At 58.3% G+C, this 25217-nt stretch carries 24 protein-coding genes; 13 read left to right on the top strand and 11 right to left on the bottom strand.

What is annotated here, in order from left to right; all coding sequences use genetic code 11:
* Window positions 1-11: 11 nt before the first annotated feature.
* Window positions 12-872, bottom strand: coding sequence for a pyridoxal kinase PdxY (pdxY, locus tag ACJ8QI_RS07040; protein WP_060419156.1), 861 nt, complete (start codon window positions 870-872; stop codon window positions 12-14).
* A 301-nt stretch (window positions 873-1173) separates the two neighbouring features.
* Between pdxY and ACJ8QI_RS07035 the strand changes: the two genes are divergently transcribed.
* Window positions 1174-4281, top strand: a complete 3108-nt coding sequence (locus tag ACJ8QI_RS07035; RefSeq protein WP_442532263.1) for a DUF4214 domain-containing protein — start codon at window positions 1174-1176, stop codon at window positions 4279-4281.
* Between the two features lie 84 nt (window positions 4282-4365).
* Here the strand turns inward: ACJ8QI_RS07035 and tyrS are convergent, their stop codons facing one another.
* From tyrS to anmK, 4 genes are all read right to left on the bottom strand, one after another.
* On the bottom strand, window positions 4366-5640 hold the full coding sequence (gene tyrS, locus ACJ8QI_RS07030) for a tyrosine--tRNA ligase (protein WP_025302669.1): 1275 nt from the start codon (window positions 5638-5640) through the stop codon (window positions 4366-4368).
* 139 nt (window positions 5641-5779) lie between these two features.
* Complete coding sequence (gene pdxH / locus ACJ8QI_RS07025) at window positions 5780-6433, bottom strand: pyridoxamine 5'-phosphate oxidase (protein WP_336843414.1); 654 nt, start codon at window positions 6431-6433, stop codon at window positions 5780-5782.
* Window positions 6434-6521: 88 nt separating this feature from the next.
* Window positions 6522-6824: an MliC family protein gene (locus ACJ8QI_RS07020; RefSeq protein WP_004931294.1), complete on the bottom strand. Its 303-nt coding sequence runs from the start codon at window positions 6822-6824 to the stop codon at window positions 6522-6524.
* Window positions 6825-6869: 45 nt separating this feature from the next.
* Window positions 6870-7991, bottom strand: coding sequence for an anhydro-N-acetylmuramic acid kinase (gene anmK / locus ACJ8QI_RS07015; RefSeq protein WP_442532262.1), 1122 nt, complete (start codon window positions 7989-7991; stop codon window positions 6870-6872).
* Between the two features lie 362 nt (window positions 7992-8353).
* Between anmK and ACJ8QI_RS07010 the strand changes: the two genes are divergently transcribed.
* Window positions 8354-8818, top strand: a complete 465-nt coding sequence (locus tag ACJ8QI_RS07010; protein ID WP_025159710.1) for a glycine zipper 2TM domain-containing protein — start codon at window positions 8354-8356, stop codon at window positions 8816-8818.
* A gap of 92 nt (window positions 8819-8910) precedes the next feature.
* Here the strand turns inward: ACJ8QI_RS07010 and slyA are convergent, their stop codons facing one another.
* Window positions 8911-9342: a transcriptional regulator SlyA gene (gene slyA / locus ACJ8QI_RS07005; RefSeq protein ID WP_038874827.1), complete on the bottom strand. Its 432-nt coding sequence runs from the start codon at window positions 9340-9342 to the stop codon at window positions 8911-8913.
* Between the two features lie 180 nt (window positions 9343-9522).
* Between slyA and ACJ8QI_RS07000 the strand changes: the two genes are divergently transcribed.
* From ACJ8QI_RS07000 to ACJ8QI_RS06990, 3 genes are read left to right on the top strand one after another with little or no spacing between them, the layout of a single operon-like run.
* Window positions 9523-9759, top strand: coding sequence for a DUF1656 domain-containing protein (locus ACJ8QI_RS07000; RefSeq protein WP_004931303.1), 237 nt, complete (start codon window positions 9523-9525; stop codon window positions 9757-9759).
* A gap of 3 nt (window positions 9760-9762) precedes the next feature.
* Window positions 9763-10626, top strand: coding sequence for an efflux RND transporter periplasmic adaptor subunit (locus ACJ8QI_RS06995; RefSeq protein WP_060440051.1), 864 nt, complete (start codon window positions 9763-9765; stop codon window positions 10624-10626).
* A 3-nt stretch (window positions 10627-10629) separates the two neighbouring features.
* On the top strand, window positions 10630-12660 hold the full coding sequence (locus tag ACJ8QI_RS06990; protein WP_442532261.1) for an FUSC family protein: 2031 nt from the start codon (window positions 10630-10632) through the stop codon (window positions 12658-12660).
* On the opposite strand, the gene sodC is transcribed toward ACJ8QI_RS06990, so the two are convergent.
* Window positions 12661-13182 carry a superoxide dismutase [Cu-Zn] SodC gene (sodC, locus tag ACJ8QI_RS06985; RefSeq protein WP_442532260.1) on the bottom strand — a complete coding sequence of 174 codons (522 nt, stop codon included), beginning with the start codon at window positions 13180-13182 and terminating at the stop codon, window positions 12661-12663.
* A 241-nt stretch (window positions 13183-13423) separates the two neighbouring features.
* Here sodC and ACJ8QI_RS06980 point away from each other — a divergent pair, with 241 nt between their 5' ends.
* Window positions 13424-15268, top strand: a complete 1845-nt coding sequence (locus ACJ8QI_RS06980; RefSeq protein WP_336843408.1) for a polyurethane esterase — start codon at window positions 13424-13426, stop codon at window positions 15266-15268.
* A gap of 61 nt (window positions 15269-15329) precedes the next feature.
* Here ACJ8QI_RS06980 and ACJ8QI_RS06975 read toward each other — a convergent pair whose 3' ends face one another.
* The 3 genes from ACJ8QI_RS06975 to ACJ8QI_RS06965 all read right to left on the bottom strand — a co-directional run bounded on the left by ACJ8QI_RS06975 (window position 15330) and on the right by ACJ8QI_RS06965 (window position 17516).
* Complete coding sequence (locus tag ACJ8QI_RS06975) at window positions 15330-16226, bottom strand: aldo/keto reductase (protein ID WP_038874812.1); 897 nt, start codon at window positions 16224-16226, stop codon at window positions 15330-15332.
* A 99-nt stretch (window positions 16227-16325) separates the two neighbouring features.
* Window positions 16326-16565: a DUF1289 domain-containing protein gene (locus tag ACJ8QI_RS06970; RefSeq protein ID WP_336843407.1), complete on the bottom strand. Its 240-nt coding sequence runs from the start codon at window positions 16563-16565 to the stop codon at window positions 16326-16328.
* A gap of 21 nt (window positions 16566-16586) precedes the next feature.
* Complete coding sequence (locus tag ACJ8QI_RS06965) at window positions 16587-17516, bottom strand: LysR substrate-binding domain-containing protein (RefSeq protein WP_187135399.1); 930 nt, start codon at window positions 17514-17516, stop codon at window positions 16587-16589.
* Window positions 17517-17655: 139 nt separating this feature from the next.
* On the opposite strand from ACJ8QI_RS06965, the gene ACJ8QI_RS06960 reads away from it, so the two are divergent.
* The 6 genes from ACJ8QI_RS06960 (at window position 17656) to rnt (ending at window position 23499) form a co-directional block, all read left to right on the top strand.
* On the top strand, window positions 17656-18297 hold the full coding sequence (locus ACJ8QI_RS06960) for an NAD(P)-dependent oxidoreductase (protein ID WP_149572352.1): 642 nt from the start codon (window positions 17656-17658) through the stop codon (window positions 18295-18297).
* A gap of 138 nt (window positions 18298-18435) precedes the next feature.
* Window positions 18436-20073 carry a phosphoethanolamine transferase EptA gene (eptA, locus tag ACJ8QI_RS06955; protein WP_100396334.1) on the top strand — a complete coding sequence of 546 codons (1638 nt, stop codon included), beginning with the start codon at window positions 18436-18438 and terminating at the stop codon, window positions 20071-20073.
* A gap of 118 nt (window positions 20074-20191) precedes the next feature.
* A complete protein-coding gene (locus ACJ8QI_RS06950) occupies window positions 20192-20797 on the top strand; it encodes a TetR/AcrR family transcriptional regulator (protein ID WP_442532685.1) in 606 nt (201 codons plus the stop codon).
* Window positions 20798-20887: 90 nt separating this feature from the next.
* Window positions 20888-21991 (top strand): alkene reductase, encoded by a 1104-nt coding sequence (locus ACJ8QI_RS06945; RefSeq protein WP_060432117.1) that lies wholly within the window; start codon window positions 20888-20890, stop codon window positions 21989-21991.
* 338 nt (window positions 21992-22329) lie between these two features.
* Complete coding sequence (gloA, locus tag ACJ8QI_RS06940; protein WP_004931325.1) at window positions 22330-22737, top strand: lactoylglutathione lyase; 408 nt, start codon at window positions 22330-22332, stop codon at window positions 22735-22737.
* Between the two features lie 78 nt (window positions 22738-22815).
* Complete coding sequence (gene rnt, locus ACJ8QI_RS06935) at window positions 22816-23499, top strand: ribonuclease T (RefSeq protein ID WP_442532259.1); 684 nt, start codon at window positions 22816-22818, stop codon at window positions 23497-23499.
* Between the two features lie 68 nt (window positions 23500-23567).
* Here rnt and ACJ8QI_RS06930 read toward each other — a convergent pair whose 3' ends face one another.
* Complete coding sequence (locus ACJ8QI_RS06930; protein ID WP_004931329.1) at window positions 23568-23915, bottom strand: Grx4 family monothiol glutaredoxin; 348 nt, start codon at window positions 23913-23915, stop codon at window positions 23568-23570.
* Window positions 23916-24330: 415 nt separating this feature from the next.
* On the opposite strand from ACJ8QI_RS06930, the gene ACJ8QI_RS06925 reads away from it, so the two are divergent.
* The gene (locus ACJ8QI_RS06925; RefSeq protein WP_048233575.1) at window positions 24331-25149 is read left to right on the top strand and encodes a C40 family peptidase; all 819 of its coding nucleotides are present in this window, start codon (window positions 24331-24333) and stop codon (window positions 25147-25149) included.
* The last annotated feature ends 68 nt before the right edge of the window (window positions 25150-25217 follow it).

The following is a 25217-nucleotide window of genomic DNA, read 5'->3' as shown; positions in this document are numbered from 1 at the left end:
CCGAATGCCACTTACAGTTTGACCGCTTTGAACTCGCTGCGCGGCTGCACGATCCGATCCTGCGCCGCCACCACCTGCAGTTCGTACTCGCCCATCTCCTGCGTGGTCAGCATCACCTCATACACGGCGGCGGTGACGTGCTCCAGCGCTTTATCCAGCGCCTCGCCCTTCAGCAGATCCACCAGCAGCAGACCGCTGGTCAAATCGCCGACGCCGACCGGCTGACGCGCGCCGAAGTCCACCAGCGGCCGGCTGATGTGCCAGGCCTCGTCCGCCGTCACCAGCAGCATTTCGAAACAGTCGGCGTGATAGCCGGCGCGGGCCAGGTGCTTGACCAGCACCAGCCGCGGCCCTTTGGCGATCAGCGCGCGGGCGGCCTGCACCGCATCGGCCACGTCGGCGACGGCCATCTGGCTCAGCATCTCCAACTCCAGCAGGTTCGGCGCCATCATGTCGCTGCACGGCAGCGCCTGGCGGCAGTGAAACTCGGCCACGCCCGGCGCCACGATGCAGCCCTTTTCCGGATGCCCCATCACCGGATCGCAGAAATACCAGGCATTCGGGTTCGCCTGCTTAACCTGACGCACGATCTCCAGAATATGGTCACCCTGCTCCGGCGAACCGATATAGCCACTCAACACCGCATCACAGCATTTCAGCTGATCGATATTGGCGATGCCCTGCGCGATCTCGGTCAGGTGGCTGGCCGGCATGACGCAGCCGGTCCACTGACCGTATTGCGTATGGTTGGAGAACTGCACCGTGTTTAGCGGCCAGACGTTGACGCCCATGCGGCGCATCGGGAACTCCGCCGCACTGTTGCCGGCGTGACCAAACACCACGTGCGACTGGATAGAAAGAATGTTTTTCATCGGAACAACTGACCTCGCCATGCCGTGTGCATCAGCCCGCGGCGAAATGAAAATGGGTGCACAACGCGAAAACGTCATGCCGGCGCTGTTAAAAACAAGAAATGAGAGGAATTTTTATGCTTTCGACGGCGGCATATTGTAGCGAAAGCCGTCCTGCAGAAAAAGCAAAGATCGCCCGCTATCGGCACTTGGCGTCACGTTCGCCACAATGACTTTTTCATCGGGCATGTTGAATTTAGGGGATTTTGGTCTGTACTTGTGTAGCTATATTTCTTTGATCATACCTTTGGGGAAAATGAACATGCTGGACTTACAAAAAGACGTTGCCCTGCTTTTTTACGCGACGCTAGGAAAAAAAGCCGATGATAACGCCTTAACTTACTATGCCACCCAACTGCAGAAAGGTGTGTGTACGCTGGATGAGTTAGCCAATATCTTTATCAACTCACCTGATGGTCACCGCCGATACGACGGCCTTAGTACCGATGCCCAACTCAAATATCTCTATCAAAATATCAGCGGCACCGCCCCATCTCAAGCCACATTGATGACATTGACCGCTCAGGTTAATGAGGGGAAATCGTTAGGACAGATAGCCCAAGAGCTCGCGACAAATATCAGGTCCTATTCCGGCGCTCAGAGCGGCAGCCTACAGCAGCAATATGCAGAACATATCATCAACACCACGCTTTATAACGGTTCTACACAGTTTGATACGCATTCGTCAGCAGCCGCCGATGTGCAAGGCATTTACTACCTCCTCGGCAGCACCATCAATGCAACCGCCGTCAATTATTGGAGCGGCGCCCTCGCAAATGGCAGCCTCACTGCAGCTCGTCTCGCTACTTATATCGCCACGGAAAAGCATGATACGAAATCGTTGAACAATGAGGATTTTGTAAAAAAAATCTATTTTGAAGCTTTTGGCACTCAGGCTGACACGAGCAGCATTCAATACTATGTCACCGGTTTGAACAACCATTCGGAAACTCGCGGTGATGTCATCATGCGCCTTATCGAAAACATCCGCAGCGATACGCTTCATGCACATGCCAAACAGAATTTCCTTACCGCAACGCATGTCTATGCACCTGGCGAATTGCCCGACTCCCGCTACGTGGAAACGGTAATGTCCATGTATCTGACGATCGCTAACATAACCGCGACCGCCTCCGCTATCGATACCTACAGCAAATACCTTGCCAGCGGAAAATCGGCGGGCGCGCTGCTGAAGATGCTCGCCACATCACCTTTATTCAGCGACGCCGGCAATTATGAAAAAATCTTTGCGACGCTATACCACGAGACGCTCAGCGAATCCATGTCGCGGGCTCTGCTGCTCAAGGCCGGCAACGACCATTATGTGGCCAGCGCGCTGGTTTTAGATGCCTTCCGCAACGGTGAGTATCCTATCGACAGTAACAATGCCCCCAACCCGACGTTAGTCGCAAACTATCTCGCCACTATCGCCTCAACATTGGGTTATAAAACAACGGCTGAGCTCAATATCACCGCTGATGGCACCTTGACGGGGACGGTGAATACCGGCAGCGAACATGTTTTAAGCAACGCCGAGCTAGCCGTTCTGGTTAACGTATCCCTCAACGTCGATGCACCGATTGGCGTCAGTTTTGATCATTCCCCCCATCTTCGTGAAGTGGTATTGCAGGGAGGAATGCCAACCAACGACGTCACTTTATCCACCCTGAAAAACAAGTCATTCGCTTTACGCGTGAATCTTGACGATAAGCCCTGGTTCCAGAGCCAGGACAAAATCGTGTTTGGCGCAGAGAAAGACACCGTGGTTATTACGGACAGTTATCATATTGCCACCGGCAAACTCCATATCGATTTTGGCGATGGCGGTGCTAACCTAGTCTGGGGCGGCAACGGCCTCAATAATGGCACCAACAAAGTCAGCGCCAGCTTCACCGCTCAAAACGGCGTTGCTGCCGACGGCATACTCTCTGCCAATCTAATTGTGAAGAATATTTTGCTGACAACCGCCGCCGACGGCAGTATCAGCGGCCAAATACAGAGCAATGTCAATCAATTCCTCTACTTCCCCCTGCTCGAGCTCGCTGGGTACCGAGGAACCGGGGATATTTATCTGGATGGGAAATGGGTAGCCACCGAGGGCGCAAACGTCTTCGACTACGGCGTCATTTATCAAGCAGCCAGCGTTCACAATGCACAGTACACCGTGACTAACCTGCAACAGGATTCGCATGCGCAAAAGAGCCCCGACAATCAACGTTGGACCGGTGTCGATGGCTTCACCCTCTCCGGCTTTGCTGATAACGTGCGCGTCATCAACCTTTCCCTGGATCACTTGCCCTACCTATCCGTGACAGGCAATGCGGGAGCCCAAAGCAAATTAAGCCTCGAAATGGCTCCCGACACGGCCGCTGCGACTGACTATGTACGCTGGGGGGTGAATATTGGCAATGCGGCAATTGAGAATATCAATGCCGGTACGCTCAACTTTGTCAGCCACTTCGCCGGCCAACAACCGCATGAAGAATTGCGGTTATATTCCAGCGGCTCTCAGTTAAATACCGTGTCGCTGTCAGGTGCCGACAGTCATCTCTCAATGATTTACCTTAGCGGAGTCAGCAAACTCAATGTCACCGTACAAGCGGATTTCGGCGATAGCCTCAACAACATTGTCATTGAACCCATTATCGATCCGTTAGGCGAAGGTATTCCCCGCATTGAGGTTAATCTGACCATGGAGAAAGGCGGCAGTGGCGGAGGTGAATTCTACAAGCTGCTTTCCTCGCTCAGTAATCACAGCGTATTCGACGGCATTATCAGCTCACTCGCGGGTAACCAAATCAACATTGGGTACACCAATAGCCAGACGCTGAATGTTATGGGCAATACCACGCTCAATGATTTGAAAATGGCACGGGAGTCTATACACGACACTAAAATCAATTTTGCACATAGCTCCATCGACAGCATGGTCACTATCAATGCGCTTTCGTCAACAGATACCATCACAGCAGGTAACGCCGGCCAGCAATGGGTGTTTAACTCGGGGAAAACGGGCAACATCGCCGTATACGGAAGCGTAACCAAAATGGCCGATCTGAATACGCTCTTCGGTTCTCTATCGGTTGGCGGGAATACTCAGGCGCATGATGTCTTTGCACAGGCGCTGGCTAAAGTCACTTCCGGCAGCAGCGACGGACAACTACAAGAGGTGGGAGTGATAAAATTGGGTGCCAACGCCTACGTGATTGTCGATAGCAATCATAACCAGAAGTTCGACAATCAAGACATCATTTTCTCATTGGGAAATAAGGACGTTTACGACATAGCGGCTAACTTGCACTATCAGGCACCCGACATAACGATAAACGGCAACGCGCACGCGATTGCGGCGTCAGAGGCCCTGTTCTAAGATCTTGCTTTGCTGAAATAACAAAAGCCCAGAGGTTATTACCTCCGGGCTTTTTATTTTATACCCCTCGCTATCGCGCGGAAATTACTGCCAATCCACCAGGCAGTAGTGTTTCTTGCCGCGACGCAGCAGCGTGTAGCGGCCGAACAGACGGTCTGAATCGCTGAAGCGGTATTCGGCATCGGACTGCTTCTCGCCGTTGATGGTCACCGCGTTGGAACCGATCATGGTGCGCGCCTGGCCGCGTGACGGCACCAGTTCGGCATTCACCAACGCCTGCTGCAGATCGGCGTCGCCATCCAGTTTGATGGTCGGCATGCCGTCCTGCGCCAGCTGGGCGAAGTCCGCTTCGGTCATGTCGTGCAGCGCGCCGGAGAACAGGCTCTGGGTGATGCGCTTCGCGGCCGCCAGGCCTTCCGCACCGTGCACCATGCCGGTCACTTCTTCCGCCAGCACGTACTGGGCGCGTGGCGCCTTGCCGCTGTTCTTGTCTTCTTCTTCCAGCGCGTTGATGTCTTCCAGGCTCATGAAGGTGAAGAACTTCAGGAAGCGGTAGACGTCGGCATCGGCGGTGTTGATCCAGAACTGGTAGAACTTGTACGGGCTGGTTTTTTCCGGCGCCAGCCAGACCGCGCCGCCTTCGGTTTTGCCGAACTTGGTGCCGTCTGCTTTGGTGATCAACGGCACGGTCAGACCGAACACCTGCTTCTGGTGCTGGCGACGCGTCAGATCGATACCCGAGGTGATGTTGCCCCACTGATCGGAACCGCCGATCTGCAGCTCCACCTGGTGGCGGTTGTACAGCTCGGAGAAATCGAAGCCCTGCAGCAGGTTATAGGAAAACTCGGTGAAGGAGATGCCGGAGTCGTCGCGATTCAGGCGCTGCTTAACCGCTTCCTTATTGATCATCTGGTTGACGGAGAAGTGCTTGCCGATGTCACGCAGGAAGGTCAGCACGTTCATGCCGCCGAACCAGTCGTAGTTGTTGGCCGCGATGGCGCTGTTGCTGCCGCAGTCGAAATCGAGGAACGGAGAAACCTGCTTGCGGATCTTCTCGACCCACTCGTTCACCGTATCGGTGGTGTTCAGCTTGCGCTCCGCCGCTTTGAAGCTCGGATCGCCGATGAGGCCGGTGGCGCCGCCCACCAGTGCGACCGGCTTGTGGCCGGCCAGCTGGAAGCGCTTCAGGCACAACAGAGGAACCAGATGGCCCAAATGCAAGCTGTCAGCGGTCGGATCGAAACCGCAATACAGTGCAATTGGCCCTTGCGCCAGTCGCTCCGCTAACGCTTCCTCATCCGTAACCTGGGCAACGAGGCCCCGCTCTTGCAGTTGTTTAATCAAGTTGCTGCTTGCCATCAATGACTCCATGTATAAACGAATGCACCTTTGCCGGTACACGGCCTTTCGCCCAGTGGCGAAATAAAAAATTCAGGGTAGCGCATAGAATAAAGCGCCGGCGGCGTCAGCACCAGCGCTTAGAGGGGATTTTCCGTCTTCAGGGTGCCAGTCGGTCAATTTTCCAGTCATTCCCGTCCCGCTGATACAGGAAACGGTCATGCAGGCGATGGGCGCCGCCCTGCCAGAACTCGACGGAGTCGAATTTCACGCGGAATCCGCCCCAGAAACTCGGCAACGGCACCTCGCCCTGCTGGAACTTCTGCTTCAGCTCGAGGAATTTGCTTTCCAGCACGCCGCGCGCGGAAATGCGCGACGATTGCTGCGACACCCAGGCGCCGATCTGGCTGTCTTTCGGGCGACTGTTGAAATACTTCAGCACGTCGAGGGTCGACAGACGCTCCACCTGGCCGAGGAAAATCACCTGACGATCGAGCATGTGCCAGGGGAACAGCAGGCTGATATGCGGGTTGTGCGCCAGCTGCTGCGCCTTGCGGCTGCCGAGGTTGGTGTAGAACACCAGCCCCTGCTCATCGAAATGCTTGAGCAGCACGATGCGTTGATAAGGCTGGCCGTGTTCGTCGACGGTCGCGACGCACATGGCGGTAGGATCGGCCAGGCGGGCTTCGCAGGCCTGTTTCAGCCAACGCTCGAACAGCTCGAGTGGGTTGGCGGTCAGATCGTTGCGGCGCAGGCCGCCTCGGGTGTATTCACGGCGCAGGTCCGCAACATCAAACTCATTCTTTTCAATCATCTGGGTTATCGACCAACTGAAAAATCCGTCGTTACATTCTGCGCCTGCGGCGCCAGGAACTCAATCGCTCCGACGCCGCCGCCGACCGTCACTCCGTCAACACGCAGTCGCTCATGACTACCTTGCCGTTGCGCTCAAGATAGGCGTTACGGTCTTTCGACCAAAAAGTGTATTTGCCGTCGCTGTATTTGGCACCGGTCAGCGCCAGCACCTGCTTGAGATGCAGCTGTTCGCCATCCATCAGCAGGCTGACTTCGCTCGCCTTGCCGTCGAGCGCCACCGTCAGCGGCGTAGTGCCGCACTGGTAGTGCATCGTCTGGCTGCTTTGCGGCAGGATGTAGCTGCAGCCGGACAGCGCCAGCGCGCCGGCGACGAAAATGACTTTTTTCATGCTGTTGCTCCTTAGAAAAATCCTTCACAGGCTATCCTAACAGAGCTAACGGGCCCCCAATGGCAAAACCGGATAAATCCCACCCAACACCGTTTCACGGCTGGCGCCGGTCACCGAAGGCAGGTTGCCGGCCTGGCCGGACAGCGTGCGAAACGCCAGCCAGGCGAAGGCCAGCGCCTCCATGTCGTCGCCGCTGACGCCGAAATCGTCGGTCAGCCCGACCTCCGTCCCCGGCAGCAGCGCAGACAGGCGCGCCATCAGCAGCACGTTGCGCGCCCCGCCGCCGCACACCAGCAGGCGCTCGCACCCGCCGGCCAGCAGCACCTGTTCGCTTATGCTGACGGCGGTCAGTTCCGTGAGCGTGGCCTGCACGTCGACCGGCGCCATCGCCGGCAATCCGGCCAGCTGCCGCTCCAGCCAGGCGATATTGAAATACTCGCGGCCGGTGCTTTTCGGCGCCGGCAGCGCAAAGTAAGGATCCGCCAGCATCTGCTGCAACAGCGGTAAACAAACCCGCCCCTGCATGGCCCAGCCGCCGTCCTGATCGTAAGGCTGCGCACGGTGGCGCCACACCCAGGCGTCCATCAGCATGTTGCCCGGCCCGGTATCGAAACCGCGCACCGGCGTACCGGGCAACAGCAGAGAAAGGTTGGCGATGCCGCCGACGTTCAGCACCATGCGCCTCTCGACGGGATGCCCCAGCAACGCCTGATGAAACGCTGGCACCAGCGGCGCGCCCTGCCCGCCGTAGGCCATGTCGCGCCGGCGGAAATCGCCGACGGTGGTGATATTGGTCAGCGCGGCGATGCGGTTGTTATCGCCGAACTGCATCGAGAAACGCGCGTCGCCTTCCGGTTCGTGCCACACCGTCTGGCCGTGGCAACCGATGGCGGTGATCTGCTCAGCGTCGATGCCGGTTTGCTTCAGCAAGCCGAGCACCGCCTCGCCGAACAGCGTGCCCAGTTGAGCGTCCAGCCGGCCGACGGCCGCCAACGTGGTCTGCTGCCCCTGGCACATGCCCAGAATCTCTTTTTTCAGCGCCATCGGCATCGGATGGCTATAGCTGGCCTGCTGCGCCACCATGCGATCGTCGATCGCGGCCAATACCACATCGATTCCGTCCAGACTGGTGCCGGACATGACGCCTATATAGCGGCCTGACTTCATAGCAACATCCTCTAACCCGCGCGGTAAGCAAATTTTATCCTGACAAATAAACCAGAATTGCCGGATTAACGCCATGAATTATGATGCTTTTTTTACAGGCCGTGAGCCAGACACCGCCTCCCGGAGCCGCTGTGGCACATGTAATGTGTTAAACCGTGCCATAACAGGCAACGGAATGTCGCCAAGGCTGTCATAAAGGTAAACCGCGGTTTATTATTGGTTGAACAGAGAAAAGTTAAGCTGCGTGCAGCGATGGAGCATGGCGGTGTGTCAACTTTCAGCCATACTTTGTCTATCATTTTCACTGAATCTTGCCTGGAGAGCATTGCCAGGTTATGGACTACTACCATCAGGAGTTTTGTATGATCAAGCGTCTTCTCGTCGTTGCCGTCGCCGCCGTTACGCTGGCCGGCTGTGCCAATGAATCCATGTCCGGCGATGTCTACTCGTCCTCGCAGGCCAAGCAGGTGCAGAACGTCACCTACGGGACGCTGGTTTCCGTGCGTCCGGTTAAAATCCAGGGCGGCGAAGGCTCCAACGCCTTGGGGATGATCGGCGGCGCAGTGATTGGCGGCCTGTTGGGTAACACCGTAGGCGGCGGCACCGGCCGTACGCTGGCTACCGCGGCGGGCGCCATCGCCGGCGGCGCGGCGGGCAACAGCATCGGTGAAGTGGCCGGCCGTACCTCAGGCTACGAGCTGGAAATCAAAACCGACCAGAAAGAGAACATCGTGGTGGTACAGAAAGCGGGCGACACCAAGTTCAGCCCAGGCCAGCGCGTGCGCATGGCGCGCATGGGCGACACCATCACCGTCTCTCCGCTGTAAGTCAGTCGGCGACAAACGGCAAACCGGAGGCAATCGCCTCCGGTTTTATTTCTGATGCTGTGAAACTGTAATCGTAGAAAATAAGAATATTATTATTTGTTCTGCAGTTCGGTGATATTTTGTTCTAACTTGCCAATCAGCCCTACCAACAGATGCACTTCGTCGGCGGTAATGCCGCTTAAAATCTCACTGCGTGTCGACGTGATCACACTGTCCACTTCCCTGATGATCGGATCGGCCGCGTCGGTCAGCTTGATGCGCTTCGCGCGGCGATCGTTGGCACAGGTGTGGCGCGTGATCAGCCCCTTCTCCTCCAGTTGGTCCAGCGTGCGAACCAGTGATGGTTGCTCGATACCGATCGCCTTGGCCAGCTGGATTTGCGACTGCTCCGGCGGCAAGCGATTGATATTGTGCAAAGTGACCCAGTGCGTTTGGGTCAGCTCCAACGGCTTGAGCCGATGATCGATGAGCGCGCGCCAAACACGAACTAATCGTGCTAAATCTGAACCTAATGTTGACTCCACTTCCCCCTCCTTATAATTAGCATGCTAACATTACCTCCCAGAGTTTAGACTATTTTGGGTAACTCACATTAAAAACACAAATGTATATAATGTATATTGTGGAAATAGCCACTATTTTTAGCCGCTATTGTTTAATCGTTATGCAAATATTCAACATATTCACCCTTAGGGATTGTTAATGTGAATACATCATGGTTACACACCTCATCCCCCTTACCCGATTTGGTCCTGGGGGCATCGCTTTATTTTCCACCTATATTTAAAGCTTTTTTACTAGGACTGGTCTTATGGCTGCTGATTCATCAGTTGCTGAGAGACTGGATGTATTCCGGTGAAATCTGGCACCCCATGTTGATGGACCTGTCCATTTTCGTTCTGACCGTCAGCGGTTCCTTATGGATTTTAGCGAGTTGGTAACCCATGCAGCATAAAACATTAAAATACTTCTCTACGGTGATCGTCTGCGCCATTGCCGTCTGCGCCGGTTGGTGGCTCTGGAATTATTATATGCAATCCCCATGGACCCGTGATGGAAAAGTGCGCGCCGAACTCGTCAATATCACCCCTGAAGTCTCTGGAAGATTAGAGAAAATAAGCGCGAATGACAATCAGTTCGTACCTGCGGGAAGTCTGATTTTTACCCTCGACCCGGTGCCCTACCAGATCGCGCTGGACAATGCTGAGGCCGCGGTGGCAAAAGCGCAATCCGATCTGGCCAAGGCAGACCACGAGGCCGCCCGCCGCCGCGGTTTGCCGCGTAACGTTATTTCCGCTGAAGATTTGGACGCGTCCAATTTAGCCGCTCAGGCAATGAAGGCCGCCTATAAAGCCGCCCTGGCCAACCTGGAACAGGCCAAATGGAATTTGAGCAAAACCAAAATTTACGCGCCAACCGACGGCTATATCACCAATCTGCAGGCACGGGTCGGGAACTACGCCAACGCCGGCACGCCGCTGGTGGCGTTGGTGGATGTACATTCGTTTTATGTACTCGGTTATTTCGAAGAAACCAAGCTGAAGCATATAAAAGAAGGCAATAAAGCGGACATCGTTTTATATAACGGCAACACGCCGCTGCAGGGGGAAGTAGAGAGCATCGGCCGCGCCATTTACGATCAGAGCGTCGACAGCAGCAACGATCTATTAATGGACGTTAAGCCTAATGTTCCCTGGGTGCGTTTGGCTCAGCGCGTGCCGGTACGGATAAAATTGCTCAACGTGCCCGCCGATTTGACGCTGGTCGCCGGCACCACCTGCACCATTTCGATTCATCAGCGGAACTAAAGTGTGAACCTGCCTTTTTTGGAGTGGAGCCGCACCCCCTGGGGTAAGGCGACCGGCGGCCAATGGCGCTATGCGCTGCGCAATTCGCTGGCGATGTGTCTCGCGCTGTGGGTAGCGTTCGTGCTCGAGCTCGACGAGCCCTCTTGGGCGCTCACCTCCGCCGCAGTGGTGAGTTTCCCCACCGTCGGCGGCGTGATCAGCAAAAGCATCGGCCGCATCTTCGGCAGCCTGATGGGTGCCGCCGCGTCGGTGGCGATCGCCGGCCACTGTCTGAACGATCCCTGGCTGTTTACGCTTTTCATCGCCGCGTGGATCGGGCTGTGCACCTATATCTCCAACCATTACCAAAACAACGTCTCTTACGCGTTCGCACTGGCGGGCTATACCGCCGCCATCATCGCCTTCGGCACGGTCAACGTCACCGATACCCAGCAGATTTTCGATATCGCGCAGGCGCGGGTTTGCGAAGTGATCACCGGCATTCTGTGCGGCGGATTGATGATGATGATCCTGCCCAGTACCTCCGACGGCGAAGCGCTGCTGACTTCGCTGCGGCGCATGCAGCTACGCCTGTTGGAGCACGCCGCCATGCTGTGGCAGCCGGAGATCACCGCCCAGATGCGCACCTCGCACGAAGGGGTCATCGGCCAGATCCTGACCTTGAACCTGCTGCGTATTCAGGCGTTCTGGAGCCACTACCGGCTGCGGCGGCAAAATAACCTGCTCAACTATCTGCTGCACCAGCAGCTGCGCATTACCAGCGTTATCTCCAGCCTGCGCCGCATGCTGCTGAACTGGCCGGATCGCCCCGCCAATCTGATGCCGGTGCTGACGCAACTGCTGGACGAGCTGCGCGATCCCGCCACCGACAAATACCGTTTGGCGTGCCTGCTTCAGCAGATCGCGCCGCAAGAGCCTACGGACTACCGCCATCGCGCCTTCTGGCTGCGCCTGCGCCATTTCTGCTGGCTTTACCTGCGCTGCAACCGCTGGCTGCAGCGGCTGGAGAGCGCCACGGCGGTCAGCGACCTCCAGCCGCCGCGCGTCACCTCGCTGGCACGTCATACCGACAGCTACGAAGCCGCCTACAACGGCCTGCGCACCTTTTTGTGCATCGTGATCGGCTGCGCCTATTGGATCAACACGCAGTGGGACGCCGGCAGCGCGGCGCTGACGCTCACCGCCATCAGCTGCGTGCTCTACTCCTCGACGCCTTCACCGATCAACAGCGTCAGCACCTTGCTCAAGGCGGTGCTGCTGCTCTCGGTCGTCTGCTTCGTAGTAAAATTCGGTTTGATGATCCAGATTGACGACTTCTGGGTGTTCTGCGCCTTCCTGTTTCCGATCCTGGTGACCATGCAAATGCTCAAGCTGCAGAATCCGCCTTATGCCGCGCTTTGGGGGCAGCTGATCGTCTTTATGGGGTCGTTCCTGACCGTCAGCAACCCGCCGAGCTATGACTACCAGTCCTTCATCAATGACAACATCGCTAAAGTCGTCGGCGTGCTGCTGGCCGGGCTGGCGTTTCAGATCCTGCGCCCCAGCTCGGACAAACGCAAAAGCCGCCGCATTATCCGCGCGCTGCGGCGCGATTTTATCGATCAGTTGAGCAAAAGGCCGCAGCAGAGCGAAAGCCAGTTCGAATCGCTGATCTACCATCGCATCAGCCAGCTCAATCAAAGTCAGGATCAGGAAGCGCGCACCTGGCTGCTGCGCTGGGGCGTGGTGCTGCTCAACTGCAGCCATATCGTCTGGCAGCTGCGCGACTGGCAAACCCGTTCCGATCCGCTGTCGGCGGTGCGCGATGTCTGCATCCACTGCCTGCGCGGTATCATGACGGAGAAAGGCGTGCAGCACAGTTCGCTTGACGCCACGCTGCAGGAGCTGCTGCGCATGAGCAACGCGCTGGCGCACCACCCGGAACAGGCGGCGCGCGATTTGGCCGGTCTGATTTGGCGGCTCTACTGCTCGCTGCAGCAGTTGCAGCAGGCGATGGGCCAGCCCGCCACCGCGCCGGCCGTTAGCGGAGGGTGATCACTTGATCACCCCGCAGGCGAAACGCTCACCGCCGCCGCCGAGCGGCAGTGGGTGATCCGAGTGGTTATCGCCGCCGGCGTGCACCATCAGTGCCTTGCCCTCAATTTCACTGATTTTTTTCAGCCGCGGCGCCAACACCGGGTCGTTCGCCATGCCGTCGGCGGTCACATAGATGGCAGGCAAGTCGCCCAGATGCCCGTCGGCATACGGCCCGAGGTGCTTCCCGGTCTTTTGCGGATCAAAATGCCCGCCGGCCGCCAGCGCCGCCACCGCTTTGCCGTCCTTCATCCCCGGCTCACAGCTGCCTTTTTCATGCACGTGGAAGCCATGAACCCCGGCCGGCAACGCTTTCAGGCTCGGCGTGAACAGCAAGCCATACGGCGTTTCGCTGATGACCACCTTGCCGATATCCTGACCGATCCCCTGCCCGGTCACCAGGTGCATCTCGACGTCGGTTGTCGCCGCCTGAGCCGCGCCACACGCCATCAGGCCAAGTGCTGCATACCAATAACGTTTCATCAATCAGTCTCCTTAATGTCTCTGCTGAGCTTTCAGTATAGGAGAGCCGGCGCAGGCACTGTTAACCAACGCACAATCTCGCCAATTTGATTCGCACACCTAATATTTAGGGCTAATACTATTTCTACCGATGTTGGTCCTCTGACCAGCTGTCGTTCGGCTAACGTTGTTTCCCTGTTTCCACCGCCGACGCATGAGAGTTCACTCCCCGGCCAGGCGGCATAATTCATAAGGAACTGATATGGGCATCTTTAGCTATAAGGATTTGGACGAAAACGCGTCGAAAACGCTGTTTTCCGACGCCTTGGCCATCTCTACCTACGCTTACCACAATATCGATAACGGCTTCGACGAAGGCTACCACCAGACCGGTTTCGGGCTGGGCCTGCCGCTGACGCTGATCACCGCGCTCATCGGCAGCACCCAATCGCAGGGCGGCCTGCCCGGCCTTCCCTGGAACCCCGACTCAGAACAGGCCGCGCAGGAGGCGGTGAACAATGCCGGCTGGTCGGTCATCAGCGCCGCGCAGCTGGGTTACGCCGGCAAAACCGATGCACGCGGCACCTACTACGGTGAGACCGCCGGTTACACCACCGCTCAGGCCGAGGTGCTGGGCAAATATGACAGCGAAGGCAATCTCACCGCCATTGGCATCTCATTTCGCGGTACCAGCGGCCCACGCGAGTCGCTGATCGGCGATACCATTGGCGATGTGATTAACGATCTGCTGGCCGGTTTCGGGCCGAAAGGCTACGCTGACGGCTACGCGCTGAACGCCTTCGGCAATCTGCTGGGCGAGGTAGCGAAGTTCGCGCAGGCGCACGGGCTGAGCGGCGAGGACGTGGTGGTCAGCGGCCACAGCCTCGGCGGGCTGGCGGTCAACAGCATGGCCGCGCAGAGCGACGCCAACTGGGGCGGCTTCTACGCGCAATCCAACTATGTTGCCTTCGCCTCGCCGACCCAGTACGAAGCCGGCGGCAAGGTGATCAACATCGGCTACGAAAACGATCCGGTGTTTCGTGCGCTCGATGGCACCTCGCTAACCCTGCCGTCACTGGGCGTCCACGATGCGCCGCACGCCTCCGCCACCAACAATATCGTCAACTTCAACGACCATTACGCGTCGGACGCCTGGAACCTGCTGCCGTTTTCCATTCTCAACATTCCGACCTGGCTGTCGCACCTGCCGTTCTTCTATCAGGACGGGCTGATGCGGGTGCTGAACTCCGAGTTTTATTCGCTGACCGACAAGGACTCGACCATCATCGTCTCCAACCTGTCGAACGTGACGCGCGGCAATACCTGGGTGGAAGACCTGAACCGCAACGCGGAGACGCACAGCGGGCCGACGTTTATCATCGGCAGCGACGGCAATGATTTGATCAAGGGCGGCAAAGGCAACGACTATCTCGAGGGCCGCGACGGCGACGATATCTTCCGCGACGCCGGCGGCTACAACCTGATCGCCGGCGGCAAAGGCCACAATACCTTCGATACCCAACAGGCGCTGAAGAACACCGAGGTCGCCTACGATGGCAATACGCTTTACCTGCGCGACGCCAAAGGCGGCATTACGCTGGCGGACGACATCAGCACCCTGCGCAGCAAAGAAACCTCCTGGTTGATTTTCAACAAAGAGGTGGATCATCAGGTGACCGCGGCCGGATTGAAATCGGATTCGGGCCTCAAAGCCTATGCCGCTGCCACCACCGGCGGCGACGGCGATGACGTCCTGCAGGCTCGCAGCCACGACGCCTGGCTGTTCGGCAACGCCGGCAACGACACGCTGATCGGCCATGCCGGCGGCAACCTGACCTTCGTCGGCGGCAGCGGCGATGACATCCTGAAGGGCGTCGGCAACGGCAATACCTTCCTGTTCAGCGGCGATTTTGGCCGCGACCAACTGTATGGCTTCAACGCCACCGATAAGCTGGTGTTTATCGGCACCGAAGGCGCCAGCGGAAATATCCGCGACTACGCCACGCAGCAAAACGACGATCTGGTGCTGGCCTTCGGCCACAGCCAGGTCACGCTGATCGGCGTCTCGCTCGATCACTTCAACACCGATCAGGTGGTGTTGGCCTAAGGATCGGCGTAAAAAAAGCCGGGCGCTGTCGCCGCCCGGCTTTCCTCTTTTTTGCTCCGCCTTAAGGCACGTCATACCCCAGCGCCGCCTTGCGAATGCGGAACCACTGCTGGCGGTTCAGTACCAGCTTCTGCGCCTTCAGCGCCGAGCGCACCCGCTCAATCTTGCCGGAGCCAATAATCGGCAGCGGCGACGACGGCAGACGCATCACCCAGGCGTACACCACCTGTTCAATGGTATCGGCGCCGATCTCTTGCGCCACCCGCTGTAGCTCGTCGCGCAGCGGCTGGAACTCGGCGTCGTTGAACAGGCGCCCGCCCCCCAGGCAGGACCAGGCCATCGGCTTGATGCGCAGTTGCTGGCACTGGTCGAGCGTGCCGTCGAGAATGGCCGGCTGGTGAATCGGCGAGATCTCCACCTGGTTGGTCGCCAGCGTGAACGGCAGGCGCGACTGCAATAGCTGGAACTGCGCGGGCGTAAAGTTGGAAACGCCGAAATGGCGCACCTTGCCGCTTTTATGCAGCGCGACGAAGGCTTCAGCCACGTCGTCGGCATCCATCAACGGATCCGGCCGGTGGATCAGCAGCAGATCGAGGTAGTCGGTATGCAGATGGCGCAGCGATTGTTCCGCGCTCTGTACGATATGGTCACGGTCAGTGATGTAATGGCCGATCGGGTTGCCGGGCTTGGCGGTGGTGGCGATGCCGCACTTGGTCACCAGCTCCAGCGACTGGCGCAGCGCCGGCTTCAGGCGCAGCGCGTCGCCGAACGCCTGTTCGCAGGCGTAACCCCCGTAGATATCCGCGTGGTCGGCGGTGGTGACGCCCAGTTCAACATGCTGTTCGATGAACGTCAGCAGCTGCTGCGGCGACATGCCCCATTCCATCAACCGCCAGTAACCGCAAATCATGCGGGAAAATTCAGGCCCCTGCGGCGCGAGACGTATACGTTCTACCATTGCGAAAACCTCATGACATTAGTTGTCAGCCAGCATACACAAGCCGGTGAGGCACAGGGAAGCGGTAAGCCACACGAACGTGCGGCAGATCAGGAAAGGTTAAAACAGCGACGGCTGTTCCGGCAGCGGCTCGTCGGGCGCTTTATTGGCGCGTTGCAGGCGCAGGAAGCGTTGACGGCAAAGGCGCAGCACCTCGCGCTTCTGCACGTCGCTCATGCTCATCCAGCCGAAGCGCTCCTCGCGGCTGCGCAGGCAGCCACGGCAGAATCCGCGGTCGTCGGCCTGACAAATGCCGCGACACGGGCTGGGGATGTCGAAAAATTCAAGCTGCTGCGCCACGGGGCCTCCTGCGTTCTCTTGCTAATTGAAGACGCCATCGCCGCCGCTGGCAAGTCCCTTTTCGCCATTGCGGCGAAAATAGTCGCGCAAATAACGCAGCGCCTGGCGGCTTTTCTCCGGCACGTTACGCTCGAGCGTCAGCGCGTGCAGCCGCAGCGGCGCCGGCCGCCACTCCGGCAACAGCAGCAACAGCTCGCCACGCTGAAGCTCGTCGCCAATTTCATACAGCGGCTGAATGGAAATGCCCAGCCCGGCGCGGGTAAAGGCGCGCATCACGTTCATGCTCTCGCTGACGATCTGCCCTTCCGCCAGCCGCAGCTTAACCTGCTGGCCGGACTGGTGCAGCAGGTCCAGATGGGCCCCGCTGTAGCCGCTGGAGATCCAGCGGTGCTGCACCAAATCCTGCGGTTTTTCCGGCACCCCATGCTGGCTGAGATAACGCGGTGCGGCGCACAGCACCATCGGCCATGCCGTCAGCGGGTGCGCGATCATATTAGCGTCCGCCAGCTGCCGGTTGGCCCGCAGCGCAATGTCGACCCGCTGCTCTATCATATCAACGATGCGATCGTCCGCCAGCACCCGCAGCGTCAGCTTGGGATGCGCCTGCAGCAGCGGCGCCAGCGCCTCCGCCAGCGATCGGCCGCCGATGCCGACCGGGGTGGCGATGCGCAGCTCACCCACCAGCGTATCCCGCAGCTCCGCCAGCCGCTGTTCCGCCTGCTGCGCCTGTTGCAGCATCGCCTCGCAGCCGGGGTAAAACGCCGCCCCCGCCTCGGTCAGCGCCAGACGACGGGTGGAGCGGTGCAGCAGCGGCACCCCGAGCGCCTTCTCCAGCGAGCGCATATGCTGGCTGACCGCCGACGGCGTCATGCCCAGCCGCCGCGCCGCGCCGGCCAGCGACCCCTCCGCCACCACGGTGGCGAATATCGCCATTCGATTGAGTTTATCCACGATTATGAAGTTTTACTTAATCAAGAAAGCATGAATATGGCACTAATCACGGCTATTGTTAAGGGCTAGAGTATAAACCACGCAGCAGGCATATCGGCCTGCTTCATGATACTGAACACATCCCCGAAGGAGCATACAGATGAAAGTAGCCATTATTGGAGCAACCGGTTTTGTTGGCCGCCGCGTGGTGGATGAAGCGCTGGCTCGCGGCATTCAGGTGACGGCGATCGCCCGCCAGAACAAAGAGTTGCCGGAGCACGCCAATCTGACCGTCGCACTGGGCGACGTTGCCGATACCGCCTGGCTGGCGGGGCAATTGCGCGGTCAGGATGCGGTGATCAGCGCCTACAACCCCGGCTGGGGCGAAGACAACCTGTATGAAAAGACCGCTCGAGGCGCCCAACAGATCCTCACCGCGGTCGAACAGGCCGGCGTCAAGCGCCTGCTGGTGGTCGGCGGCGCCGGCAGCCTGGAAGTGGCGCCGGGCGTTGAACTGGTGGATACGCCGCAGTTCCCGGAAAATATCCGCCCCGGCGCGCAGGCGGTACGCGATCTGCGCAACAAGCTGCGCAATGAATCGGCGCTCGACTGGACCTATCTCTCGCCGGCTGCCCTGCTGGAACCGGGTAAACGTACCGGTCAGTTCCGCCTCGGCACCACCCAGCTGCTGATGAACGGCGAAGCGCCGGCCAGCATTTCGGTGGAAGATCTGGCGGTCGCCATCGTCGATGAGATTGAAAAACCACAGTTTATTCGCGCGCAGTTCACCGCCGCCTACTAAACTGCCTTATTGCCAGGCCGCCCGGCCTGGCGTTTTCCCTGCGTTCACCGCCGCCAGTATTCTGAATTTCTAAGGTTTTCTTAAGTTTCATCCGGTAGATTTCAAGGCATTATCTCCTCTCAGGATCCAGATTTGGCAATGTGGTTACGTCAACGCTTACAGTGCAACAGCCTCGGTTTTATCCTCGCCACCGCCCTGTTCTTCACTCTGTTTCAAAACGCGTTATTCCTGCACCGCGCCTGGTCGTATATCACCTTCGATAGCGTCCACAGCGTCATTTTCGCCGCCAGCATGCCGGTGGTGATTTTCTGTGCGCTGAATATCATCTTCAGCGTGTTGACCGTGCCCTACCTGCGCAAGCCGCTGATCGTCTTTTTCTTGCTGGGCAGCGCCGCAGCCAACTATTTCATGTACAGCTATGGCGTGGTGATCGACGGCAACATGATGCAGAACGCCTTCGAAACCAATACCCAGGAAGCGACGGCGCTGCTGACGCCGCGCATGGGATTGTGGCTGGCGCTGCTCGGCGTTCTGCCGGCGGTGGCGGTCTGCTTCGCCCATATTCGCCAGACCCGCCCCTGGTGGTATATGGTCGGGCTGCGCGCCGCCAACGTCATGCTGTCGTTGGTGGTGATCCTGATCGTCGCCGCGCTGTTCTACAAAGACTACGCTTCGCTGATCCGCAACAATAAAAGCGTGGTGAAGATGTTGACGCCTTCCAACTTCGTCGCCGGCACGCTCAAATTTACCGAACAGCGCTATTTCACCCGCAATCTGCCGCTGGTAAAAATCGGTGAAGACGCGCGCAAAGGGCCGCTGATCGCCGGGCAGGCCAAGAAAACGCTGGTGATCCTGGTGGTGGGCGAAACCGCCCGCGCCGAAAACTTCTCCCTCGGCGGCTACGAGCGCGAAACCAACCCGCGCCTGAAGCAGGACGACGTGGTCTACTTCAAGAACGCCAGCTCTTGCGGCACCGAGACGGCGATCTCCGTCCCCTGCATGTTCTCCAACATGCCGCGCAGAGAGTACGACGCGACTCAGGCGGCACACCAGGAGGGCATGCTCGACGTGCTGGCGCATGCCGGCGTCAACGTGCTGTGGCGCGATAACGACGGCGGCTGCAAAGGCGCCTGCGACCGGGTGCCGCACATCGACATGACCAAATTGAAACTGCCGCAGGACTGTGACGGCGAAGTTTGCATGGATAACGTGCTGCTGTATAAGCTGAACGACTACATCAATAGCCTGAAAGACGACGGCGTGATCGTGCTGCACCAGATGGGCAGCCACGGCCCGGCTTACTACCGCCGCAGCACGCCAGAATTCCAGACATTTTCGCCGACCTGCAACAGCAATCAGATCCAGGATTGCAGCCATGAACAGCTGGTGAACACCTACGACAACTCGATCTTGTATACCGACGCGATGCTCGATGCCACCATCAAGCTGCTGCAGCAGTATGACGACCGCTTCAATACCGCGCTGGTCTATTTGTCCGATCACGGCGAGTCGCTGGGGGAAAACGGCATGTACCTGCACGGCACGCCTTATGTCTTCGCGCCGAGCCAGCAAACGCACGTGCCTTTCCTGATGTGGATGTCGGCCGACTATCAGCGCAACTTCGGCGTCGATCGCCAATGCCTGAACGCGCTGGCGGAAAAGGACGATGTGTCGCAGGACAACCTGTTCCATACCCTGCTGGGCATGCTGAACGTACAAAGCCGCGAATATCAATCCCGGCTGGATATCCTGCAGCGTTGCCGCAACGCGGCGTAAGCGCTTAACTTCCTCGTGCCGCTGGGGCACAATAGTTCGCAGACAACCGGCGTTTTGTGCGCCGGTTTTTTTATTCCCATTGACCTAGACCAATCGGTCTATTATACTCGGCACCATGATGACCAAATCAACGCATTGCAACGTGGACACACGTGAACATCTGCTCGCCACCGGCGAAACTCTCAGCCTGCGCCTGGGCTTTACTGGCATGGGGCTGAGCGAATTGCTGGCCACTGCGGGCGTGCCGAAAGGCTCGTTCTACCACTATTTCCGCTCGAAGGAAGCCTTCGGCGAAGCGATGCTGCACCGCTATTTCGCGCATTATGATGCAGAAATGCAGGCGCTGTTTGCCGATGAGCACGGCGATGCCCGCCACCAGCTGCTCGGCTATTACGCCCAGGCCATCAGCTACCACTGCCGCAGCGAATGCCATAACGCCTGCCTGGCGGTGAAGCTTTCCGCCGAGGTGAGCGATCTGTCAGAACCGATGCGCCATGCGCTGGAAACGGGCACCGCTCGCGTGATCGGCCACCTGCAGGAGGCCATCGAACGCGGTATCGCCGAGGGCTCGCTGTCGGTGGCCATGAGCCCGGCAGCGACCGCAGAGACGCTGTACTCACTGTGGCTCGGCGCTTCGCTGCGCGCCAAGATCCGCCACTCGCTGGCGCCGTTGACCAGCGCGCTGGAAAGCATCGAGTTGCTGCTGCGCCCGCCGCAACCGTAACGGTAACAATTTCTTTTTATTGAAAAATGCAGTTCGTGGTTTTTTATCGCCCACCACTAGACGACCGGTCTATTAAATACAGGATGCACTATGAAGACTGAAAAATTGCTCTCTCCGCTGAAGGTTGGCGCCATCACCCTGCCCAACCGCGTGTTTATGGCTCCGCTGACGCGTCTGCGCAGCATCGAGCCGGGCGATATTCCTACGCCGCTGATGGCGGAATATTACGCACAGCGCGCCGGCGCGGGCCTGATCGTGACCGAAGCGACGCAGGTTTCCTTCCAGGCGAAAGGCTACGCCGGTGCGCCGGGGTTGCATACGCCGGAGCAGATCGCCGCATGGAAAAACATCACGCAGGCAGTGCATGATAAAAACGGCCATATCGCCGTGCAGCTGTGGCACGTAGGCCGCATCTCCCACGCCAGCCTGCAGCCGGGCGGGCAAGCACCGGTCGCCCCTTCGGCAATCAACGCCGAAACCCGCACCACCGTGCGTGATGAAACCGGCGCCTGGGTGCGCGTACCGACCTCCACGCCGCGCGCGCTGGAAACCAGCGAGATCCCGGGCATCGTCAACGATTTCCGCCAGGCGACCGCCAACGCGCGGGAAGCCGGCTTCGACTTCATCGAACTGCATGCCGCCCACGGTTATCTGCTGCATCAGTTCATGTCGCCGGCCTCCAACCAACGTACCGATCAATACGGCGGCAGCATCGAGAATCGCACCCGCCTGACGCTGGAAGTGGTCGACGCGGCGGTCGCCGAATGGGGTTCTGAACACATCGGCATCCGCATCTCGCCGCTGGGGCCGTTCAACGGGCTGGACAACGGTGAAGATCAGGAAGACGCGGCGCTGTATCTGGTGGAAGAGCTGAACAAGCGCAACATCGCCTACCTGCACATTTCCGAGCCGGACTGGGCCGGCGGCAAGCCGTATTCTGACGCCTTCCGCGACTCGGTGCGCGCCCACTTTAAAGGGGTGATCGTCGGCGCCGGCGCCTACACCGCCGAAAAAGCCGAAGCCTTGATCGAAAAAGGTTTCATCGACGCGGTGGCCTTCGGCCGCAGCTACATCGCCAACCCGGATCTGGTGGAGCGCTTCCGTCAGCACGCGCCGCTGAACGAACCTAAGCCGGAAAGCTTCTACGGCGGCGGCGCCGAAGGGTATACCGACTATCCGTTTCTGGCGAAGTAACCCGTCCTGATCCCAAACGGCCATGCGACTGCCTGGCCGTTTTTTTATGCGCCGCACGCAAAAAAGCCCGCACGGGGCGGGCCGGTGTTCCCTGGTGTTGTGCTCTACTGCCGTTCAATTTTTACACGCTTGCCGTCGAAATAGATAATTGATTGTGCAGATCAATTACTCTGTATCGATCGGTACGCTCGATCAATATTTAGACATCACCGTCGCGAGCCCCACAAGTGACATTGTCACTCATTCGTTACGTTGAATTCCCTTGCGGGACAAGGCTATACTCGCTGGAGCTTCAATCCACCCGCCGTCTGCCACGGCACAGCCAATTCAGAGGAATTATGCGCTTACTCCATACCATGATCCGCGTCGGTGACCTGCAACGCGCCATCGACTTCTACACCAAGGTATTAGGCATGCGCCTGCTGCGCACCAGCGAAAACCCAGAGTACAAATACTCGCTGGCTTTCGTCGGCTATACGGAAGAGAGCGAAGGCGCGGTTATCGAACTGACCTATAACTGGGGCACCGACAGCTACGACATGGGCACCGCCTTCGGCCACCTGGCGCTGGGCGTGGACGACGTTGCCGCCACCTGCGACAGCATCCGCCGCGCAGGCGGCAAGGTCACCCGCGAAGCCGGCCCGGTGAAAGGCGGCACCACGGTCATCGCCTTCGTCGAAGATCCGGACGGCTACAAAATCGAGCTGATCGAAAATAAACATGCCGGTCAGGGCCTCGGCCACTAGGCCTCCCCTTCAGGGCGCGCTGCGCCCTGCTGATTCTCCGCGCAATAGCGCCTGCAACCGGGCGCAAAATTTGCCATAATGCGCGCTGCATTCGATGAAGATAAGAAACTGATGGCCGAGAAAAGTGATCTTAACGCCCTGAGTGGTCGTTTTCGTGGGTTTTATCCCGTAGTAATAGATGTTGAAACCGCCGGCTTCAACGCCAATACCGATGCGTTGCTGGAGATCGCCGCCGTCACGCTGAAAATGGATGAGGACGGCTGGCTGCAGCAGGACGAGACCCTGCACTTCCACGTGGAGCCTTTCGAGGGCGCCAACCTGCAGCCGGAAGCGCTGGCGTTCAACGGCATCGATCCGCACAACCCGCTGCGCGGCGCGGTCAGCGAATATGACGCGCTGCACGCCATTTTCAAAGCGGTGCGCAAAGGGCTCAAGGATCGCGGTTGCAACCGGGCCATTATCGTGGCACACAACGCCAACTTCGATCACAGCTTCCTGATGGCCGCAGCCGAGCGCGCCGGCCTGAAGCGCAACCCGTTCCATCCGTTCGCCACCTTCGACACCGCCGCGCTGAGCGGCCTGGTGCTGGGCCAAACGGTGCTGGCGAAAGCCTGCATCGCCGCCGGCATGCCGTTCGACAGCAACCAGGCGCACTCCGCCCTGTACGACACCGAACAAACCGCCCTGCTGTTTTGCGAGCTGGTTAACCGCTGGAAACGTCTCGGCGGCTGGCCGCTGCCCGCCGGCGACCTCGCCGAATAAGCCCAATAAAAAAGGCGGCCCAGTTTGCACTGGCGCCGCCCATTGCGCGATAACCGCAAGCCTGTCGATTAAGACTGTTGGTCTTCCTGCGCTTTATACTTTTCCGCAGTTTCTTTGATCAGCTGCTGCAGTTCGCCGCGCTGATACATCTCGATGATGATATCGCAACCGCCGACCAGCTCACCGTCTACCCACAGCTGCGGGAACGTCGGCCAGTTGGCATATTTTGGCAGCTCGGCGCGGATGTCCGGGTTTTGCAGAATATCCACGTAGGCGAAACGCTCGCCGCAGGCGGACAGCGCTTGCACAGCCTGTGCGGAGAAGCCGCAGCTCGGCAGCTTAGGCGAACCTTTCATGTACAGCAGAATCGGGTTTTCAGCGATCTGGTGCTGAATTTTTTCAAGTGTCGTCGTCATTTATTGCTTCCTCAAGCCACATTTCATGGCTACAACATGCATCACGCGGGCTATTGTAGCGGCTGGAACAGTCGCAAGAAAACGCCATCTTTTGCAAGGATATTCGCCCGCCGCCGATCGCGTTTCACCGGCCACGTCATTCCGGTCAAAACATACGTCGAGAATAACATTTTTAATCCGACCATTTCACTAATATATTGCGTCGCGATGACGGCGCGGATTAATTATATCCCCACCGCCAACTGGCGCTTTTTCATACATCAACAGGCTGATTTTGAACCAAAAAAAATGTCATTAACGTTTTCTCACAATATGGATTATTATTTATGAGTTCTTCGCTGTTTTATATGGCGAAATTCGGGAATACTGTAACTCTTTCGATATCCGTTTCGGGGCCAAGGTTGGTGACGTCGACATGCGTTTAATTCTTACGCTCTTTGCGCTGCTGTTTACGCAGCTCTTCTTCAATTTGGCGCACGCTGCGCCACAGGCGCGTGTCGCCGCCGAGCAGCGTAAAAGCCATGCTAATGAAGCGCGGCCCGATGACCGCAGAAAAAAGAAAGCGGACAAAGCCGCCAAAAAAGCCAAAGTGACGGCCCCCGAGAAAAAAACCAAGACCGCCAAGGCAAAAAGCGAGAAAAGCGCGAAAAAGATCGTCAGCGCCAAACCCAAGGCCAAAGCGCAGAAAACCGCCAAGATTAAAGTCACCCCGCCGAAAAAAGGCTATAAAAAAGGCTATGGTCGCCACCGCGAAGCCGGTATGGCCACCGCCAAACTGGCGCGTGAAGAAAAGCCGTTGAAACTCAGCCCCGCGCACAAAAAACGCTACCAGCACGCCAAGCAGACCGCGATGGCCAAGCTGATGGGACAGATGGGCAAACCTTACCGCTGGGGCGGCAGCTCGCCGCGCACCGGCTTCGATTGCAGCGGCCTTATCTATTACGCCTATAAAGACGTAGTGAAAATCAAGATGCCGCGCACCGCCAACGAGATGTATCACCTGCGCGATGCGGCGCCGATCAAGAAAAGCGAACTGGAAAGCGGCGATCTGGTGTTCTTCCGCATCAACAACCGCGGCGTGGCGGACCATGTCGGCGTCTACCTCGGTAACGGCAAGTTCATCCAGTCGCCGCGCACCGGTGAAGAGATCCGCATCAGTCAGCTCGACAACGACTATTGGCAGAACCACTACATCGGCGCACGCCGCGTAGTGACGCCGAAAACCATTCGTTAATGCCCTGTTCTGCGCGGTTGCGGCCCCGGTCGCAACCGCCTGCTCAAGCTATCGCCCATCGCACTTCC

Source organism: Serratia sp. CY84636 (genome assembly GCF_052166245.1).
GTDB lineage: Bacteria > Pseudomonadota > Gammaproteobacteria > Enterobacterales > Enterobacteriaceae > Serratia > Serratia nevei.
The sequence above is the reverse complement of the archived record's forward strand: the minus strand, read 5'-3'. Positions and strand labels throughout refer to the sequence as shown.

Excerpts from the sequence above, each read along its gene's own strand:
- pdxY (WP_060419156.1), bottom strand. The coding sequence starts at position 872 with ATGAAAAACATTCTTTCTATCCAGTCGCACGTGGTGTTTGGTCACGCC.
- ACJ8QI_RS07035 (WP_442532263.1), top strand. The coding sequence starts at position 1,174 with ATGCTGGACTTACAAAAAGACGTTGCCCTGCTTTTTTACGCGACGCTA.
- tyrS (WP_025302669.1), bottom strand. The coding sequence starts at position 5,640 with ATGGCAAGCAGCAACTTGATTAAACAACTGCAAGAGCGGGGCCTCGTT.
- pdxH (WP_336843414.1), bottom strand. The coding sequence starts at position 6,433 with ATGATTGAAAAGAATGAGTTTGATGTTGCGGACCTGCGCCGTGAATAC.
- ACJ8QI_RS07020 (WP_004931294.1), bottom strand. The coding sequence starts at position 6,824 with ATGAAAAAAGTCATTTTCGTCGCCGGCGCGCTGGCGCTGTCCGGCTGC.
- anmK (WP_442532262.1), bottom strand. The coding sequence starts at position 7,991 with ATGAAGTCAGGCCGCTATATAGGCGTCATGTCCGGCACCAGTCTGGAC.
- ACJ8QI_RS07010 (WP_025159710.1), top strand. The coding sequence starts at position 8,354 with ATGATCAAGCGTCTTCTCGTCGTTGCCGTCGCCGCCGTTACGCTGGCC.
- ACJ8QI_RS06995 (WP_060440051.1), top strand. The coding sequence starts at position 9,763 with ATGCAGCATAAAACATTAAAATACTTCTCTACGGTGATCGTCTGCGCC.
- sodC (WP_442532260.1), bottom strand. The coding sequence starts at position 13,182 with ATGAAACGTTATTGGTATGCAGCACTTGGCCTGATGGCGTGTGGCGCG.
- ACJ8QI_RS06980 (WP_336843408.1), top strand. The coding sequence starts at position 13,424 with ATGGGCATCTTTAGCTATAAGGATTTGGACGAAAACGCGTCGAAAACG.
- ACJ8QI_RS06975 (WP_038874812.1), bottom strand. The coding sequence starts at position 16,226 with ATGGTAGAACGTATACGTCTCGCGCCGCAGGGGCCTGAATTTTCCCGC.
- ACJ8QI_RS06960 (WP_149572352.1), top strand. The coding sequence starts at position 17,656 with ATGAAAGTAGCCATTATTGGAGCAACCGGTTTTGTTGGCCGCCGCGTG.
- eptA (WP_100396334.1), top strand. The coding sequence starts at position 18,436 with ATGTGGTTACGTCAACGCTTACAGTGCAACAGCCTCGGTTTTATCCTC.
- ACJ8QI_RS06950 (WP_442532685.1), top strand. The coding sequence starts at position 20,192 with ATGACCAAATCAACGCATTGCAACGTGGACACACGTGAACATCTGCTC.
- ACJ8QI_RS06945 (WP_060432117.1), top strand. The coding sequence starts at position 20,888 with ATGAAGACTGAAAAATTGCTCTCTCCGCTGAAGGTTGGCGCCATCACC.
- gloA (WP_004931325.1), top strand. The coding sequence starts at position 22,330 with ATGCGCTTACTCCATACCATGATCCGCGTCGGTGACCTGCAACGCGCC.
- rnt (WP_442532259.1), top strand. The coding sequence starts at position 22,816 with ATGCGCGCTGCATTCGATGAAGATAAGAAACTGATGGCCGAGAAAAGT.
- ACJ8QI_RS06930 (WP_004931329.1), bottom strand. The coding sequence starts at position 23,915 with ATGACGACGACACTTGAAAAAATTCAGCACCAGATCGCTGAAAACCCG.
- ACJ8QI_RS06925 (WP_048233575.1), top strand. The coding sequence starts at position 24,331 with ATGCGTTTAATTCTTACGCTCTTTGCGCTGCTGTTTACGCAGCTCTTC.